Raw genomic sequence first — 16,227 nt, 5'->3', positions numbered from 1 at the left:
GTAGCGGCCTCTTACGACAAAAAATTTTGTCGTAAGCCTCTCGTATGGTTAATCCTAACAACGCACCTGCGAAGAAAGGATCGTGGTGGACAGCATCGTCGAACAACTCGATGCCTCGCAAGAGGCAGCGGTCAGCGCGGCTCTGGCACGGTCCGCGGGCGGATTAGCCCCGGGCACGCTGAGCATTATTGGCGCGCCCGGAAGCGGGAAAACCACCGTCCTCGCGCATATCGCCCGCGCGGCTCTCCGTGAGGGAAATATTGCGGTGATCACCCAGGATCGGCGCGCCGCAGCGCGCCTCCAACACCTGCTCACCTTGGCGGCCGGGGTGCGCCCCGAAAACCTGGAGGTCCGCACTCTTTCTGCCTTCGCCTACGCCATCGTGCAGCGCTACGCCCAAGCGCTGGGCCGGGAAAAACCGGAATTGATCTCCGGTCCTGATGAGGATCGTATCGTGCGGGAGATTCTCAGTGATGAATACTCGGGGATACAATTCCCCGATTTTGTTACAGAGGATGTACGTGATCTTCCCGGATTACGCCAAGAGCTGCGTAACCTTATCACCCGCGCTCGCGAACTCGGCCTGGATGCCGGCCAGCTGGAAGCCTGGGCGGAAAACCGCAGCGTGCCCGAACTCCAAGCGCAGATGTGGCACCTGGCCGGCGCGCTTATGCGCCGTTACGATGAGGTGCGCACTCTGGGGGATGCGCTGGCCGGTTCGGCCGCTAGCCCGGATCGTCTTGATCACAGCCAGCTCGTCGGTGCGGCTACCCATATGCTTGCGGATTGGGAAGAACATCTGGCGGCAGCGGGCCGCACGGTCCCGGTACCGCGGCCCCGTTGGGCAATGGTCCTTGTTGATGATGCCCAGAACGCACCGCGTTCTATGCTTCCTCTCTTAGGGGTGATGCGCGATCAGGGAACACGGATCATCGTGGCTGGTGATCCCGATAGCGCGGTCCAAGGATTCCGTGGTGGGGTGCATTCCCTCCCCGGTGATCTTGCTTATCCCGCTCCCCGCGGCCTAGATGCGGATCTTGTATACCTCAACGTCCGGCACCGCGGCGGTTCCGTTCTCATTAGCCAAGCCCAGCGCATTGAGCAGGCCCTCCCGGTGGGCGGCGGCGTGCACGCCCACCGCGGAGCCGGGCCGGGACTTTCGGATCATGGCAGTGGCGGTGATGCGGTAACCGATCCGTGGAATGATGCGCTGCGCGGGGCCAGCTTCGCCCACATGGAAGAAGAAATTGCCTACGTGGCCTCCTACCTGGAAGAAGTACATCTGCGCACCGGAACCCCCTACGCGCAGATGGCGGTATTTACCCGTGCACGCAGCGAACACGGGCGGATCCGCGACTCACTCGTGCGGCGCGGAATACCGGTAGCACCCCAGGCTAGCGATGAACCCCTCCACCGCGAACCGGCAGTCGCCGCACTCTTTGACCTCCTCCGCGCTGCCTTCACCAGCGGCCCGCATGCCTTCGCCACCCCTGAAGGCGTTGATATCCCGGCATTACTTGCCTCACCCATGATCGGAATGGATCCCCTCGAAATTAAACGGGTAGGCAGGTGGCTGCGCGCCCAAGCCCTCCTCTCCGGGCAGCGTGGCAGTGAAGCAGAACTTCTCACCGGAGCCGTCCTGGGGTGCGGTGGGCCTACCGCAGCGGAACTCGAACCCTTGCGGGCTCTGCTCGCTCATATCCGGGAGGCGGGGGAGGCCTGCGCCATGCAAGCGGAAGAGGTGCTGTGGGCCGCGTGGGAGGGCGCTGGAAAATCCGAAGAATGGCAACAATTAGCCCTCGGGCACGGCCCGGATGCTGATCGGGCCAACCGGAATCTCGATGCGGTTATTTCTCTTTTCCGGGTGGCGCAACGCATGGCTGACCGTGACCCAGCCGTCACGGTGGATACTCTCCTGGAGGAAGTGAGTTCCCAAGAACTCCCCGAAGATTCCATTGCGCGCGGTGGCGCGCAAGCCGATAGCGTTTCCCTCCTCACTCCCGCGGGAGCCCAAGGGCGCGAATGGGATCATATTGTCCTCATGCACGTGGTGGATGGAGTATGGCCCAATCCGCGCCCGCGCGATGCCCTCACGGGTACCGGACTCCTGAGTGAACTTGTGACCGGAAGGTTTACCGGCGGAGCCAGTTCGGCCGCCGCGGCTGGTGCAGACGGTTCGGCTAGTGCGGGAACCGCGGTTAGTGGAGGAGGTGCTGCTACCACAGGAAGTGCGGCTAGCGGAGGCGCGGTCTATCGCGATTCCACGGCGGGGGTCATCGCTGATGAACTACGCCAATTACATTTCGCGGTTACGCGTTCCCGGCGCAGTCTCCTCGTGACCACCACGGACAGCATGGGAGATACCCCTTCGCGCTTCTTCCCCCTGCTCGGCTTTGACATCTCGGAAAATTCAGCCGGAGCAAGTGTTAGCGCGGGCGCGGGAGCCGGCGCGGGAGCCGGTGGGAGCGGTTCCAATCTTCCACGCACCGTGCGCTCACTCAGCGATCCGCGATGGGGTATGACTCTTCCCCTCGGGCACCGGCCCCTCGTTGCCCAACCGATTCCGCCCGCGCTCCTCAGCAGTGAGGAAACCGTTGGGGTACTGCGCCGGGCACTACGCGCCGGGGGAGAATCCAGCGATTTCGCCCGGGCAGCTCTAGAGAAAATGCGCAGTGCCGGATTTAACGCGGCGGATCCACACACCTGGATGGATGAGCTCACCACCTCAACCGAAGCAGCGGTGCCCGGTCCGGTCTACGTGAGTCCCTCAGCGGTGGAATCCCTTCTTGCCTGCCCGCTTGACGGATTCTGTTCCGCAGTGGGCCTGCGCTCGGAAGAAGGCACTGAGAGCGCCTCCATCGGAACCCTCGTTCACCGTATCGCCGAAGAATTCGCTGAGGAACCCAACCAGGAGCAGATGCACGCCCGACTGGTAGAACTCTGGCCTGAAAAACTATCCGAAACTCCCACCCATTACGACAAACTCCTCTTAGACCAAGCCAGTGACATGGTCGATAACCTCTATATCTATTTTGATTCCCACCGGGATGACACCTTGCTAGGCGTGGAACGCCGGATTAGCCGTGAGCTACCCGGCACCCCGCCCGTACGGGTATCCGGTTCCATTGACCGCCTCGTCAATCGCGGGGAAGGCGCGCGGGTCATTGACCTGAAAACCGGAAAATATAAGCCCAGCGAGGCACAGGCTGAGGACCACGCCCAGCTCCAGGTCTACCAGTGGGCCCTGAGTGAAAAACACACCCCTGCCGGCGCGGAACTTGTATATGTCCACCCGCATAATTTCTTGAAGAAACAGCACAGCCCGTCCGTTCTCACCCAAGAGCCTCTTGATGAGGTGAGCGCGGCTCGCGCGGAAGACCGGGTACGCAGCGCCGCCCAGATCGCGGTGAGTGGCTTCGTGCCGGTCTCTCCCAGTTTGGAAGAAGCCAATGACCGGGTTCAATCCATTAGTCCACTCACGCAAGAAGGACGGATTTTCTCATGACACCCACATCCCACGAATACGTTAAAGCACAGGCACCAGCGGAACCCGATGCCGCTCTAGACCGCATCCTCGCCGGCCAAGAACACCCACCCACCGCGGAACAACGCCGGGTTATCACCTCCACCGCGCCGGCCATCCTCGTGGTTGCCGGAGCCGGATCGGGTAAAACAAAAACCATGGTGGACCGGATCGCCTACCACCTCGCCTGCGGCAACGTCACCCCGGATGAGGTTCTTGGCCTCACGTTCACCCGGAAAGCCGCCGGAGAACTAGCTGAACGAGTTAACACCAGCTTGGAAAAACTCGGCCTCCTCGCCCCGGAAGAAAGCAACGCGGGAAGCGCCATGCGCAGGCCCGTGATATCCACCTACAACTCTTTCGCGAACGACATCGCCGGAGCCTACGGCATGCTGGTCGGAGCCGATCCCACCGCCCGCCTCATCACCGATGCCGAACGCGTCCAGCTCATGGACCAGGTTGTGAGCGCCCTGCCCAGCAGCGCTAGTACCGCGGTCCTTGCCGAACGCAGCCGTTCCAGCCTCATCAACGACGCCCTCACCTTCGCCCAAGGAATCCTCACCAACGGCGTGGAGCTAGCAGAAGCCCGCGCTTTCCTCACCGCCCAAGATCAAGCCCTGGAAACGCTGTGTGCCGACTCAACACGCATCATGAGCGCGCGCTGCTGGTACCCGGATGCCTCCAAGAAATTCACCAATTTGAAAGGGGGAGCGGCAGTACCCAAACAGCAACAGGTCGTGCTCGGGCTAGTGGAGTCCTACCTCCAGCTCAAAAAAGAACTCAACGTTACCGAATTCGCCGACCAGGTCGCTATCGCCGGGCGCATCATGACCCGGTATCCCCAAATCGCCAAGGAAATCTCGTCCCGCTATCGCCTGATCCTGCTCGACGAATACCAAGACACAGATGAAAATCAGGCACAGTTCCTCCTCAGCGCACTCACCGCGAAACGAGACGGCTTCCTATCCATCACCGCGGTAGGGGATCCGAACCAGGCCATCTACGGGTGGCGAGGCGCCAGCGCCGCCGCCCTCACCAACTTCGCACGCCACACCACCCGCATTTTCGGGCACGTAGAGAAACTCCAGCTCTCCACCGCTTTCCGTAATGATCAAGCCGTGCTCGCGGCAGGCAACGCCGTCGCCACTCCCTTGGAACGGGACACGTTCCTACGCGAAGATCGCGACCACCCGAATTTCCCACCCGAATTCAGGCCCGCTCCAACAAACGCGGAAACCGCGGGGAGCGCGGGAGATAGTGCCGATATCGCGCCGTTGCGGCTGCGGGAACGGCCCGGAGCGGGAGCCGGGCGCGTCAGCGAAATCCGTACCCTGCTGCGCGAAGACTCCTACCGGAGTATCGCCCGGCATATCCTCGCGGTACGCGAGCGGGTGGCCGCGGAAAACGAAGAGCGGCGCGCTCGCGGTGAAGCACCGCGCGGAGCAGAGATCGCGGTTTTGTGCCGCAAACGCTCCTACATCGATATGATGGCCGCCGCCCTGCGGGAACTCAATAGCCAGCTAGCCAGGGAATCTGCTGCTCACCCCGGAAGCACAGTGCCCCAGCCCCTCGCCTTTGAGATCGTGGGCGGGGAATCACTAGTGGCGCGCCCGGAAATCATTACCCTGCGGGCCGCACTCGGCCTGGCTGCCAACCCGGCCCGCGGCGACCTCCTCGCGCGTTTACTCGCCCACTGGAATATCGGGGTGGCAGATATTCGCGCGCTTTCGCGCTGGGCGCGTCGCTACGCGGCCGCGGCGGTCACCAAAGTCGATAGCGACGTGCGTGCCAGTTTTATAAGCGACGACGCCGCACCCGTCCACGAGGGCGAGCCTGGCGCAGAAGGTACACCTGCCACCGCGCAACCCCTTCTCAACAGCCGTGATGAAGCCAATTTGGGTGAGGCACTCCACGCGCTTATGCTCCTGGCGGGCACCCCGACGACTCCGTGTGAGCGCACGGGTGAGCACGTGGATTCGCCGGAGCTGGCGGAAACGGGCGAAGCTGAGCTCAAGCAAGCAGCCCGATCCGCGCAAGCCGAATTCTCCGGCAGTGGCTGGGAACGCCTGCGGCGCTTGAACGCCACCCTCGCATCCTTGCGTTCCGGTTTGCATAATGCTTTGGGCGATCAGATTGATCGGGCCGTTCACCTGCTCGGCCTCGATACCGCGGCCGCTACCCGCAGCGAAGGCGGGCAGCGGGTCCGTACCTCCATCGACCAATTCATCTCCCTGGCCCGCACCTATGCGCACGGTGATAGTCAGCGCGGTATGCGCGAATTCGTGGAATGGCTCGACGTGGTGGAAACAGAAGAACACGGCGGGGAAGAAGAATCCGGGGCAGATATTCCGCGGGTGGAGAGCGCGGTCGATGTTACCCCCGGCGTTATCCAATTGATGACCGTTCATGCTGCCAAAGGTTTGGAATGGTGTGACCTCGTCGTCGTACCAGAACTCGTGAAAGGCCAGTTCTCCGAAGTGACCGAAGGTGTGAAATCCTGGCCGCGCAATACCGGTATTTTCCCGTACCCCCTGCGCACCGACTACCCGTATCTGCCCCAATTTACGCTGGCCGGTGCTCGTAATCTCGACAAAATCACCGTCGCGAATACCTATGCGCGGTTCCTTGACGAATTGGCGTACCACGAAAGTGAAGAAATGCGGCGCCTTGCCTACGTGGCCTTTACCCGGTCCACTCGGGAGCTCCTGCTGGCCGGATACTGTTTCCAAGATGAGAAGGATGTGTCCGGCCGGGTACAGAAGGCAGAAAAGCAAGCGAAGAAGAACGCTGCCGATACCCCGGCAGATGGGAGTGAGAACGCGCTGGGCGTTGAAACGCGGCCTCCCTCGTGCTTCCTGAGCGCGGTGCGGGAAGCTGCCGCTAGCGGAGAGCTCACGCTGGTTGCCTCGCCTGCTACGGTTTCGTCCGTAAAGCTGCCGGAAGGATTCCCGGATATTGCACCGGACAGCTTGAGCGTGGATGAGCTCGTCGATATTTTCGGGGAAGAAGTTGTATACCCGCCGGTGCTCGAACCCGTACCGCATTATTTCGAGGCGCCCGATCTGCTTGCCTGGCCGCGTGACCTGGCCCGCAGCCTCCCTATCGAGGCGGAAACTCTCGATGCTGACCAGCGCGCCGAACTCACCCAGGTCATCGGCCGGCTCATCGCACGCAAACAGCAAGCGGAAACAGCCGACTACACCGAGGCCGGCGGGCATTACACCGCCACCGAGCTGGTCTACCGGGCTGAACACCGGGAAGAATACCTGCTCAATAAACGCCGCCCGGTTCCCCGCCAGCCCTCGCGAGCTGCGCGTTTGGGGACGATCCTGCACGAAAAAATCGCTGATAGTTACGCGAGCGCCGCCGTGCTCAATATTGATAGCGAGGATCCCCTCGAACATGATCCTGTTCTCAGCGCGGAAGAAATCATGCATATGTATGAAAACTACGAAGCATCCGAATGGGCGAGCTACCCGCCGCTCGCCATCGAACAGCAACTCGGTGTGGTTATCGGGGGGCATGTTGTCCACTGCGCACTCGACGCCGTTTTTGATACCTCTCAGGTACCCGGGCGTGCCCCGGTGACTATCGTGGACTGGAAATCCGGGCGGCGCCCCTACGGGGAAACCAAAGCGGCCCGCGAACTCCAGCTCGCCCTCTATCGGCTTGCCTGGTCCCGGGCACACGGCGTTCCCCTTGCGGACATCGACGCTTCCTTCGTATACCTGCGGGGAAACAGAGCTGAGGAACTACGGGCCGGGAAGCTCAGCGAGGAGGAAATTCTGCTTCGTGCGGGTCTGCCCAATCAGGAGCAGTAACCGCGGTCTCCCCGGTCAGCTCATCCGCACCGCTCGCCTCGGCATCGGAAGCACTTTCAGTGAAAGCCGACTCCGATGCCGGGGGAGCGGGAAGCAAATCCGGGGCTTCACGTACATCCTCAGCCAGCGCGCCGAGCATCTGGACGGCGTCGTTCCTAATCTCCATGCTGCCCGTACGAATCCCGTACATGAGCCAGCGAATAATCGCGAACTCCGAAGTGAAAATAATACGGGTGTAATCCGCTTCCCTCAGCTCAACCGAGCGCGCATTCTCATAGGAAGTAATAAAACTCGGCCACTGTTCATCATCAAGAACAAGCATCGCCGCTAAATCCCGAGCCGGGTCGCCCACGTGCGCCTCACCAAAACCGAGCACGCTCGCAACCGAGCCATTCGACCACAAGAAATTATCGGAAGCCACATCACCGTGGACAACCGTTTCCTCAAAATCCCACACCTCGTCACTATCCAGCACATCCATCCAGCGCTGGCGCAAAATCGTGGGAAGGGACGTTTCCTGATCGGCTGCCTCCAGCTCGGCTCGCACCCGGTCACGCCACTGCCCAGCCGTATAAACAGGCAACCCGGAACGAGCCACCACATCCCGATCAATACTGTGAATCGCGGCGAGAGTACGCCCCATCTCCCGTACTTCTTCCTCACCGAGGGCTTCGAAAACCAGCGCCCGCCCAAAAGGCTCCGGGTAGACCACCGCGCGGCCCCCGGTATCCGCATCAACAAAACCAGCCGGTCGCATGATATCGAAAGGTAGGCGACCGGCCCGCAATTCCTCCAAAAGCTGGGGGGCCAGAGCCGCCTCGGCTTCTAAGGATGTTGCCGCCGTGCCATTCTGAGGAACTTTAACCATCCAGTGGCGCCCCTGAGAATCAAGGACACAACCGGAAACAAAATCTTCCGTCTCAACAAACGGTTGGCGCGTGGAGACAATCTCGACGCCGAGAGCCCCGACGGCAAGCGCAGCAAGATAGAGCGGAGAAGTAGTCACCCCCTCAATTTATCCGAAAACTCAGCCACGTGCTTGCCTACACCCCGGATATAGACCGGCCACCGGATCTATCCACATCATCGCGAAACGCATCCCCTATCCACAGCCAGCCGGCTGGGTGCTATTCCCGGACGCGGGAGACCCTACAGTGAGAGCACCTCACCACGATCACCACCCGAATATCCAAAGGGGGCGCCATGCACGAAACGGCATATCCGGGGCCAGCGGGCCTCGCCTCGGCTCGCTCAGCGCACGCGGCCAGTCGTGCTTATCGCCCTGCCTCCGCCACCCGGCAGGCCATAGAAGAGCGAGTTCGGGCAACGATTCGGCACCGCGGAATTGATCCCCGCCGGGATACCGCCTTCCTGGAAACCATCGTGGGAGAAACCCTCACCACGTTTAATGACGAATCAGTGCGCGGGGAACACGCGGCACTGGCGGATACGGAGAGCGTGCGCTCCCACCTCATCTCCCAATTGGGCGGATACGGACCACTACAAAAATTCTTCGATGACCCGCAGGTGGAGGAAATCTGGATCAATGCCCCCGATAAGATTTTTGTGGCCCGCGCCGGGGTATCCGCCCGTGTTGATCTCACCATGGCCGAAAGTGAGATCCACACTTTGGTCGAGCGGATGCTCTATGCTTCCGGTCGGCGTCTAGACCTATCCACCCCTTTTGTCGATGCCCAGCTGCCTAGCGGAGAACGCCTCCACGTGGCCATCCCCGATATCACCGCACGCCACTGGGCGATCAATATCAGAAAATACACGGTGCGGGCCCGCAAGCTTAGTGATCTGGTGGATGTACACATGTTAGAAGCGCAGCAGGCAGACTATCTGAGCGCAGCCATGATCGCCGGGCGCAATATTTTGGTATCGGGATCAACGGGGGCCGGCAAAACTACTCTTTTACGTGCTCTGCTCGGCGCGATACCACCAACAGAACGCCTCATCAGCGCTGAGGAAGTGTTTGAGCTGGGTATCGACCTCCCCGATGTTGTTGCGATGCAAACGCGTCCGCCCTCCCTGGAAGGGCGCGGCGCGGTGACGCTCCGTGACCTCGTGCGTGAAAGTCTACGTATGCGCCCGGACCGCATCGTGATCGGAGAAGTACGCGGAGCAGAAGCCTTCGATCTTCTTGTGGCCCTCAACGCGGGTATTCCCGGGGCCTGCACCATTCACGCCAACAGTGCGCGGGAAGCCCTGGCCAAATTGGAGATCCTCCCCCTCCTCGCGGGTGAAAATATTACCCCGAACTTCGTCACACCCACCGTTGCCGCCACCATCAGCCTCGTCATTCACGTGGCGCGTGCCGCCAGCGGGCAGCGCCGGGTTACCCAGATTCTGGAAGTCGGAGGTCTTGCGCCAGATGGCCACATTCTTACGAGGAAGGCGAGTTGATCATGGGACTGATCGTAGGAGCTTTACTTGCCACCGGAATCCTCACAGTTATTCGCGCCCTGTCCGCGCCGGACCGCTCGGGCTGGCGGGATCGCTCGGGCTGGCCTGCGCGTCAAAGAAAGCCGCGCATCACCATTCCCACACGCAGACTCGGGATAGCTCTGTGTTGCGGTCTTGGACTGGCCCTGGGTGCCTTGCTCACCACCGGTCATCCTTTCCTCGGCGTAGCCGGAGGAACGGTAGGAATATGGCTGCCATTCTGGCATGCTCGTCACACCGGGAGAAAAACCAGGGAAGCGCAGCGTCTGGCCTGGCCTGACCGTATCGATCAGCTGCTCTCTTCCCTGCGTGCCGGGCGCACTATCCCCGAAGCTCTTCTCTATCTCGCCACTCGGCCAGACGCCCCGCCCGCAATGCGCTCCTTCGCCACTCACCTGCAAACAACCGGAAGTATTGATGCCTCCCTGACCCGCCTCAAAGATTCCTTCCACGACCCGGTATCGGACCGGGTCCTCGAAATTCTCCGACTCGCGGTGCGCCACGGCGGCCACGATCTACCCCGCGTCCTGGAATCGCTCGCGGTATCCCTGCGCGCAGAAAACCGGGCCCGGGGTGAACTCCTCGCCCGGCAATCATGGACCGTTAACGGGGCACGGGTGGCCGCTCTTGCCCCGTGGCTCGTCCTCCTCCTGCTCTCCACCAGGCCGGGCACGATGGATGCCTTCACCTCGCCAACCGGCACCCTCATCCTCCTGCTTGGCCTGGGCGCCACACTGCTTGCCTACGGACTCATGCTCCACCTGGGCCGACTCCCCGAAGAACAACGAGTCCTGGCCGGCTCACCGGGATCTGCGCCGGGATCGGTTTCGAGATCCGCTCCGAGAGCCTTACCTACTACCTTGCCCACTGCTTCGCCAGCCGCCTCACAGGTCGGCTCGTCCTCGCCGCCCCGTCCCAGTCGCGCCCGGCGCGCCGCAGTATAGGACGGGACCGCTCCTATGCTTCTTCCCCTTCGCGCGTTTCTTCCTGCACCCCTCCCTGCACTTACCGGGAGTCTCTGCGCGGCCGGCCTCGTGCTCCTCGGCTGGTGGTGGCTCTGGCCAGGCCCCGCACTGGTTTCGCGCATCGTGCCCTACCTGGGCGGTGCCCGCCCGCGCCTGCCCCATCGCATTATCAGAATACTGTTGCGCGGCGCGGAAAAATTCGGTTCCACTCACGCATCGGTCACGGGCCGCCTCCACCGTTTAGGGGAGGGCGACGTCGCAGACTTCCGCTTTGCCCAATTACGCGCGGGAGTACTCGCGGGAGCGGTCGGTATCGTGTTCGGGCTAGCCTGCCTGGCCCGCGGATTACCCGCTGCGCTCGCGACCGCCTGCCCAGTGTTCTTCCTCATCGGCGCCATCCTCGGCGTGGACTCTCAGCTCACCGCGCGCCTGCGCCGCCGCGACGGCTCTATCACCACAGAACTTCCCGATATTGCCCACCTCCTGAGCATCGCGGTCGGGGCAGGTACCAGCATCGTGGGAGCTATTGAATATGTTGCGAGCTTCGCCGGCGGAACCCTGGGAAAAGAACTGCGGCGGACCCTCGGGGACGTCTACGCCGGAGACCCGCTTACCACCGCAGTGCGCCACCTTAACGAACGGGTACACAACCCGGCCTTGCAAAGCCTATGCGAAGCCTTAGTTGCCGCACTAGCCCACGGCTCTCCGCTCGCAGACACCTTGCGGGTACAAGCCGAAGAAGCACGAGATTATGCCCGCCGCCAGCTCCTCGAACGTGGAGGCCGCCGCGAAATCCTCATGATGATCCCCGTTGTTTTCCTCATCTTGCCCTTCATCGTGGTCATCGCCCTCTACCCGGGCCTGGCCCGACTCACCTTTCTTCCCCTCACCTCCCCATAAACCACCGCCACAACCAACCTATCTAGCGAAAGGAACTACTTATGCCAGTCAGCACGCACAGCGCGCTTATCCACCCTGATCTACCAGCCGCAACGTGGACCATTCCGGATTCTCGGGAACGCGGAGACGTGCCTGGCTGGGTACTTGTCACCCTCATGACCGTCGGCCTGGTGCTCGCCATCTGGGCGATAGCCGGCCCGGCCCTCACGAACCTCTTCTCCACCGCCATCGAACGCATCTCGAGTTTTTCATGACACCGATACCTGAACCCACAGCGCTGTTTTCCGGCAAGCCACTCCCCGCAGAGCATGTGTCCAGCGCGCCCTTTCCTCGCGCGCCAGATTCTGAACGCGGCAGTGCAGTCATCGATTTTTGCCTCCTCGCCGGGGGGATGGTCCTCGCCGCCCTGGCGCTTGCGGTTCTCGGATCCCGCGTCTTTGCAATCGAACAGATACGTGATTGCGCAGCACGGGCCGCTCGCGCGGGAGCGGTGCGCCAGCTCAGCCTGCCCGAGATAGCTGGCCAGGCCACCGCGGAGATCACCGCGCGCCTACCCGCCTGCCAGTGCACAGCCAGCGCGAGCACGATTCGCATCGGAGAAGAAGAATTCCTGCGGGTCGAAATCGCCGGAACATATTCCTCCCTCCTGGGAACACATCCAGTCAAGCTGCGAGCCCACGCACACGTCCTCACCGCTCGTAGGGCGCACACCCACCCTCCACCCGCGAAAGGATCACCGTTATGAAAAACCAGGTGAGGTACCGAAGCACCCGCGAAAAAGGAAACGGAACTCTGGAAGCCTTCGCTATCCTCGTTGTGCTTGTTCTCCCGCTCTTCATATTTACCGTGGAAAGCACCGGGATTAACCGCGCCCGCGCGGTCGCTGCGCAGGCAGCCCAGGAAGCAGCCCGCAGTTTCGCAACCGCGGACAACACGGCCAGTGGAACAGCGCGAGCTCGGGCGGTTGTTCACGCCGCGGTGAGCGATGCCGCGGTTAGCGGCGCCACCCTAAGCGGCGCGCCCCCGCGGATCTCCTGCTCCGCCCACCCGTGCCTAAGCCCGGGAGCACGTATCACCGTCACGGTCGGGGTCTCGGTTCCGCTCGTTTATTTTGGGCGCACTGTTCTTATCGAGCAGAGTGCCTCAACAACCGTGGATCGTTTTCGACAGGCGCGGCCGTGAACACCCTGGCGAAATCTCCGGCACTGCGGGCACGAGCAACACCCCGGGAACGCGGCAATATCCTCATCCTCGGCCTGGGAACCTGGGCGCTCAGCGCCCTACTGTGCTTGGGTTTTATCTACCTCGCCACCGTCCTCACCGCTCGGCACGCGCTCCAGGGGCAGGCCGATTCCGCCGCGCTCGCGATCAGCCAAGAGATCACTCGCGAATGCTATTTCAGCAGCGCGCCCCTGGCCGATTGTCATCCCAGCACCACCACCGTGCGCCAGCTCGCTGCCGCAACATGTCCCGCGGAGCGCGTGCTGCCAGATACCGGCGCGGATAGCGCCGGCGTCGTCGTCGCCCTGGAAAAAACGGTGCGGCTGCCGGTACTGGACCTGCCCGTTCCACTCCGCGCGCAGGCCCGGGCGCGCCTTGACCTGAGGTAGCCTTATGCCGTGAGTGATTTTTCCGAACGTCTTGACCATCTACGCAGTGTTTTTCACCAAATCGAAGCGGTGACCGATGTGGAGGGCCTCACCGCGCGTATCGCCGCGCTGACGGAAGAATCCTCCGCTCCCGGGCTCTGGGATGATACCGCCCGTGCCCAAGAAGTCACCTCGAAACTCTCCCACGCCCAAAGTGAACTGGAGAAACTTGAGACCATGCGCGCGCGTATCGAGGATGCCGGTGCGCTGCTCGAAATAGCGCAAGAAGAAGAGCTTTCAGATCCGGCTTCGGCTCGGGAACTCTACGAAGCGCTCGGCGAAGAAATGACAAGCACAGAAAAGGCGCTGGAAGAACTCCACATCCGCACCCTGCTCTCCGGCAAATACGATGAACGTGATGCCGTGGTAACTATTCGTTCCGGGGCCGGGGGAGTGGACGCGGCCGATTTCGCGCAGATGCTCCAACGCATGTACCTGCGCTGGGCCGAACGTAGCGGCTACGCCACCAAAGTGCTCGACACCTCCTACGCCGAAGAGGCCGGATTGAAATCGACCACCTTTGAGGTGAGCGCACCCTATGCCTATGGCACCCTCTCGGTGGAAGCGGGGACCCACCGGCTGGTGCGCATCTCGCCTTTTGATAACCAGGGCCGGCGCCAGACCTCCTTTGCCGCCGTCGAGGTTATTCCTCTTATCGAGCAAACTGACCATATCGATATTCCTGATACCGATATCCGCATTGATGTGTTCCGTTCCTCGGGGCCGGGCGGCCAATCCGTGAATACCACCGATTCTGCGGTACGTATCACCCACCTGCCCACCGGGATCGTGGTCTCGATGCAGGATGAGAAATCTCAGATTCAAAACCGGGCCGCCGCTATGCGGGTCTTGCAATCGCGCCTACTCCTGCTCAAACAGGAAGAGGAAGCACGCGAAAAGAAGGAACTACGCGGAGATATTAAGGCTTCGTGGGGGGATCAGATGCGGTCCTACGTGCTCCAGCCCTACCAGATGGTCAAGGATCTGCGTACCGGGTACGAATCGGGGAATACCGACGCTATTTTTGATGGTGATATTGACGGTTTTATCGACGCTGGTATCCGCTGGCGTGCCACGGGCGAAAAGGCAGGGGAAAAGACAAGTAATAACGTGGGGGAGTAGACGGTGAATAACGCGACCGCACCGCGCATACCGAGTAGTAAGGTGCACGAGCACGCGGCGGGTGCACGAGTGATTGACGCGTCTTTTGCGAGTACGCGGCGCGTCCCGCGCGATTTCGCGGCCTGTTCCGTAGGGTAAAGCACGATAGTAGTAATCTAAGGGCAAGTTTATGATCACATTTACCAAGGTGACGAAGCTCTACCAGAAGGGCGCGAAACCCGCGCTGGACTCGGTAAGCGCGGATATTGACCGCGGCGAATTCGTTTTCCTCGTGGGCCCCTCCGGTTCGGGAAAATCAACGATGCTTTCGCTCATCAACGTTGCCGAACGGCCAACATCCGGAAAAATTGAGGTGCTCGGCAAGGACCTCGCCACGGTCTCCCAGCGGCGTGTCCCCTTCCTGCGGCGCCGTATCGGTACGGTGTTCCAAGATTTCCGGCTCCTTCCCGATAAGAACGTGCACGATAACGTGGCACTCGCGCTTCAGGTCATCGGGGCTCCGCGCCACCGCATCCGCACCGAAGTTCCGGAAGTGCTGGAAATGGTGGGCCTGGACGGCAAGGAACGCCGCCGCATGAACGAACTTTCCGGTGGGGAACAGCAGCGCGTGGCTATTGCCCGCGCCATGGTCAACCGCCCCGAAATTCTCCTCGCTGACGAACCGACCGGAAACCTGGACCAAAACACCGGGCTGTCGATTATGCGCCTCCTGGACCGTATCAACCGCTCGGGCACCACGGTGGTTATGGCCACGCACGATGCCAGCGTCGTCAACCAGATGCGTAAACGCGTCATTGAGCTGGCCAACGGCGTGATCGTTCGCGATCAGGATCGCGGCCAGTACGGAGGAGGGCAACACTAATGCGCAGTCGTTTCGTCCTGTCCCAAACATTCAAGGGACTTATCAATAACAAGGCGATGGCTGCCTCGGTTTCCCTCGTCACCTTCGTTTCCCTCCTTTTTGTGGGCGCGGCAGCGCTACTCCAAACCCAGATCAGCCACCTGCGTGCCGATTGGTACAGCCAGGTGGAAGTCTCGGTGTTCATGTGCGCGGCAAATGACGCCACCGAACCATGCGCAGGTAACGAAGCCACCGAGGAACAAATCAAAGCTATCGATACCGCCCTGACCACCGAACCGCTTGCGTCCCAGGTGGAGCGCTACGAATTCGAAACTAAAGAAGAAGCCTTCGCCAATTACCGCGAACAAATGGGCGATTCGGTCTGGCGTGACACCGTCACCGCCGACCAAATGCAAGTTTCCTTCCGCGTCAAACTCCACGACCCGGAAAAGTACCAGGTGCTCGTGGAAGACCTCGGCAACCGCCCCGGAGTGCAGAGCGTGTACGACCAGCGCGAACAAATCGAGCCGGTTTTCGCCACCCTCAACCGCTTCACCGCGATTGCCGGCGGACTGGCCGCGGTCATGATCCTCACCGCGCTTCTCCTCATTCCCACCACGATTCGCCTCTCGGCAATGTCGCGGCGTAACGAAACGGGGATTATGCGCTACGTGGGCGCCTCGAATTTCTTTATCGAGCTGCCCTTCATCCTCGAGGGAATTATCGCCTCACTCGTCGGCGCGATTTTCGCGGTCGGAGGGCTGTGGCTGGCAGCGAAATTCCTGCTGGAAGACTGGATTTCCCAATCGCTGCCGTGGATTCGGGTGATTGGCGTGAGCGAAGCCCTCCAGGTGGCGCCCTGGCTGCTTATCGGTTCGGTAGTGGTGTCCGGCCTGGCATCCTGGATCGCTTTGCGCAGGTACGCACGCGTGTAACGGAAGTGGGGCGACGGCGCCGC

13 protein-coding genes are annotated in these 16,227 nt (G+C 61.6%); 12 read left to right on the top strand and 1 reads right to left on the bottom strand.

The genetic code is table 11. The features are described from left to right. The first annotated feature begins 85 nt into the window (after positions 1-85). Positions 86-3,505, top strand: a complete 3,420-nt coding sequence (locus ACRQEG_RS02315) for a PD-(D/E)XK nuclease family protein (RefSeq protein ID WP_435730699.1) — start codon at positions 86-88, stop codon at positions 3,503-3,505. Beyond that, the gene (locus ACRQEG_RS02310) at positions 3,502-7,344 is read left to right on the top strand and encodes an ATP-dependent helicase (RefSeq protein ID WP_435730701.1); all 3,843 of its coding nucleotides are present in this window, start codon (positions 3,502-3,504) and stop codon (positions 7,342-7,344) included. Before ACRQEG_RS02315 ends, ACRQEG_RS02310 begins: the two co-directional genes overlap by 4 nt. Here the strand turns inward: ACRQEG_RS02310 and ACRQEG_RS02305 are convergent. After that, the gene (locus ACRQEG_RS02305; RefSeq protein WP_435730703.1) at positions 7,292-8,350 is read right to left on the bottom strand and encodes a phosphotransferase; all 1,059 of its coding nucleotides are present in this window, start codon (positions 8,348-8,350) and stop codon (positions 7,292-7,294) included. The two genes, ACRQEG_RS02310 and ACRQEG_RS02305, sit on opposite strands and share 53 nt — an antisense overlap. Positions 8,351-8,547: 197 nt before the next feature. On the opposite strand from ACRQEG_RS02305, the gene ACRQEG_RS02300 reads away from it, so the two are divergent. The 10 genes from ACRQEG_RS02300 to ftsX all read left to right on the top strand — a co-directional run bounded on the left by ACRQEG_RS02300 (position 8,548) and on the right by ftsX (position 16,204). After that, the gene (locus ACRQEG_RS02300) at positions 8,548-9,753 is read left to right on the top strand and encodes a TadA family conjugal transfer-associated ATPase (RefSeq protein ID WP_435730704.1); all 1,206 of its coding nucleotides are present in this window, start codon (positions 8,548-8,550) and stop codon (positions 9,751-9,753) included. Positions 9,754-9,755: 2 nt separating this feature from the next. After that, positions 9,756-10,736, top strand: coding sequence for a type II secretion system F family protein (locus tag ACRQEG_RS02295; RefSeq protein WP_435730705.1), 981 nt, complete (start codon positions 9,756-9,758; stop codon positions 10,734-10,736). Positions 10,737-10,751: 15 nt separating this feature from the next. Next, positions 10,752-11,657: a type II secretion system F family protein gene (locus ACRQEG_RS02290; RefSeq protein ID WP_435730706.1), complete on the top strand. Its 906-nt coding sequence runs from the start codon at positions 10,752-10,754 to the stop codon at positions 11,655-11,657. Between the two features lie 41 nt (positions 11,658-11,698). Beyond that, on the top strand, positions 11,699-11,911 hold the full coding sequence (locus ACRQEG_RS02285; RefSeq protein ID WP_435730707.1) for a hypothetical protein: 213 nt from the start codon (positions 11,699-11,701) through the stop codon (positions 11,909-11,911). Beyond that, positions 11,908-12,402, top strand: a complete 495-nt coding sequence (locus ACRQEG_RS02280) for a hypothetical protein (protein ID WP_435730708.1) — start codon at positions 11,908-11,910, stop codon at positions 12,400-12,402. Before ACRQEG_RS02285 ends, ACRQEG_RS02280 begins: the two co-directional genes overlap by 4 nt. Then, positions 12,399-12,839 carry a hypothetical protein gene (locus tag ACRQEG_RS02275; protein ID WP_435730709.1) on the top strand — a complete coding sequence of 147 codons (441 nt, stop codon included), beginning with the start codon at positions 12,399-12,401 and terminating at the stop codon, positions 12,837-12,839. The genes ACRQEG_RS02280 and ACRQEG_RS02275 overlap by 4 nt, the downstream gene beginning before the upstream one ends. Then, positions 12,836-13,267 (top strand): hypothetical protein, encoded by a 432-nt coding sequence (locus ACRQEG_RS02270; protein WP_274735634.1) that lies wholly within the window; start codon positions 12,836-12,838, stop codon positions 13,265-13,267. Before ACRQEG_RS02275 ends, ACRQEG_RS02270 begins: the two co-directional genes overlap by 4 nt. Positions 13,268-13,276: 9 nt before the next feature. After that, positions 13,277-14,428, top strand: coding sequence for a peptide chain release factor 2 (prfB, locus tag ACRQEG_RS02265; RefSeq protein ID WP_274735633.1), 1,152 nt, complete (start codon positions 13,277-13,279; stop codon positions 14,426-14,428). Between the two features lie 169 nt (positions 14,429-14,597). After that, positions 14,598-15,290, top strand: a complete 693-nt coding sequence (gene ftsE, locus ACRQEG_RS02260) for a cell division ATP-binding protein FtsE (RefSeq protein WP_016442972.1) — start codon at positions 14,598-14,600, stop codon at positions 15,288-15,290. Next, on the top strand, positions 15,290-16,204 hold the full coding sequence (ftsX, locus tag ACRQEG_RS02255; protein WP_126135352.1) for a permease-like cell division protein FtsX: 915 nt from the start codon (positions 15,290-15,292) through the stop codon (positions 16,202-16,204). Before ftsE ends, ftsX begins: the two co-directional genes overlap by 1 nt. The last annotated feature ends 23 nt before the right edge of the window (positions 16,205-16,227 follow it).

This window comes from Actinotignum stranguriae (assembly GCF_051265215.1).
In the GTDB taxonomy this organism is placed as follows: Bacteria; Actinomycetota; Actinomycetes; order Actinomycetales; family Actinomycetaceae; genus Actinotignum; species Actinotignum schaalii_C.
The sequence above is the reverse complement of the archived record's forward strand: the minus strand, read 5'-3'. Positions and strand labels throughout refer to the sequence as shown.

Coding starts and splice junctions, on each gene's coding strand:
- ACRQEG_RS02310 (WP_435730701.1), top strand. CDS start 3,502: ATGACACCCACATCCCACGAATACGTTAAAGCACAGGCACCAGCGGAA.
- ACRQEG_RS02300 (WP_435730704.1), top strand. CDS start 8,548: ATGCACGAAACGGCATATCCGGGGCCAGCGGGCCTCGCCTCGGCTCGC.
- ACRQEG_RS02295 (WP_435730705.1), top strand. CDS start 9,756: ATGGGACTGATCGTAGGAGCTTTACTTGCCACCGGAATCCTCACAGTT.
- ACRQEG_RS02290 (WP_435730706.1), top strand. CDS start 10,752: ATGCTTCTTCCCCTTCGCGCGTTTCTTCCTGCACCCCTCCCTGCACTT.
- ACRQEG_RS02285 (WP_435730707.1), top strand. CDS start 11,699: ATGCCAGTCAGCACGCACAGCGCGCTTATCCACCCTGATCTACCAGCC.
- ACRQEG_RS02280 (WP_435730708.1), top strand. CDS start 11,908: ATGACACCGATACCTGAACCCACAGCGCTGTTTTCCGGCAAGCCACTC.
- ACRQEG_RS02275 (WP_435730709.1), top strand. CDS start 12,399: ATGAAAAACCAGGTGAGGTACCGAAGCACCCGCGAAAAAGGAAACGGA.
- ftsE (WP_016442972.1), top strand. CDS start 14,598: ATGATCACATTTACCAAGGTGACGAAGCTCTACCAGAAGGGCGCGAAA.
- ftsX (WP_126135352.1), top strand. CDS start 15,290: ATGCGCAGTCGTTTCGTCCTGTCCCAAACATTCAAGGGACTTATCAAT.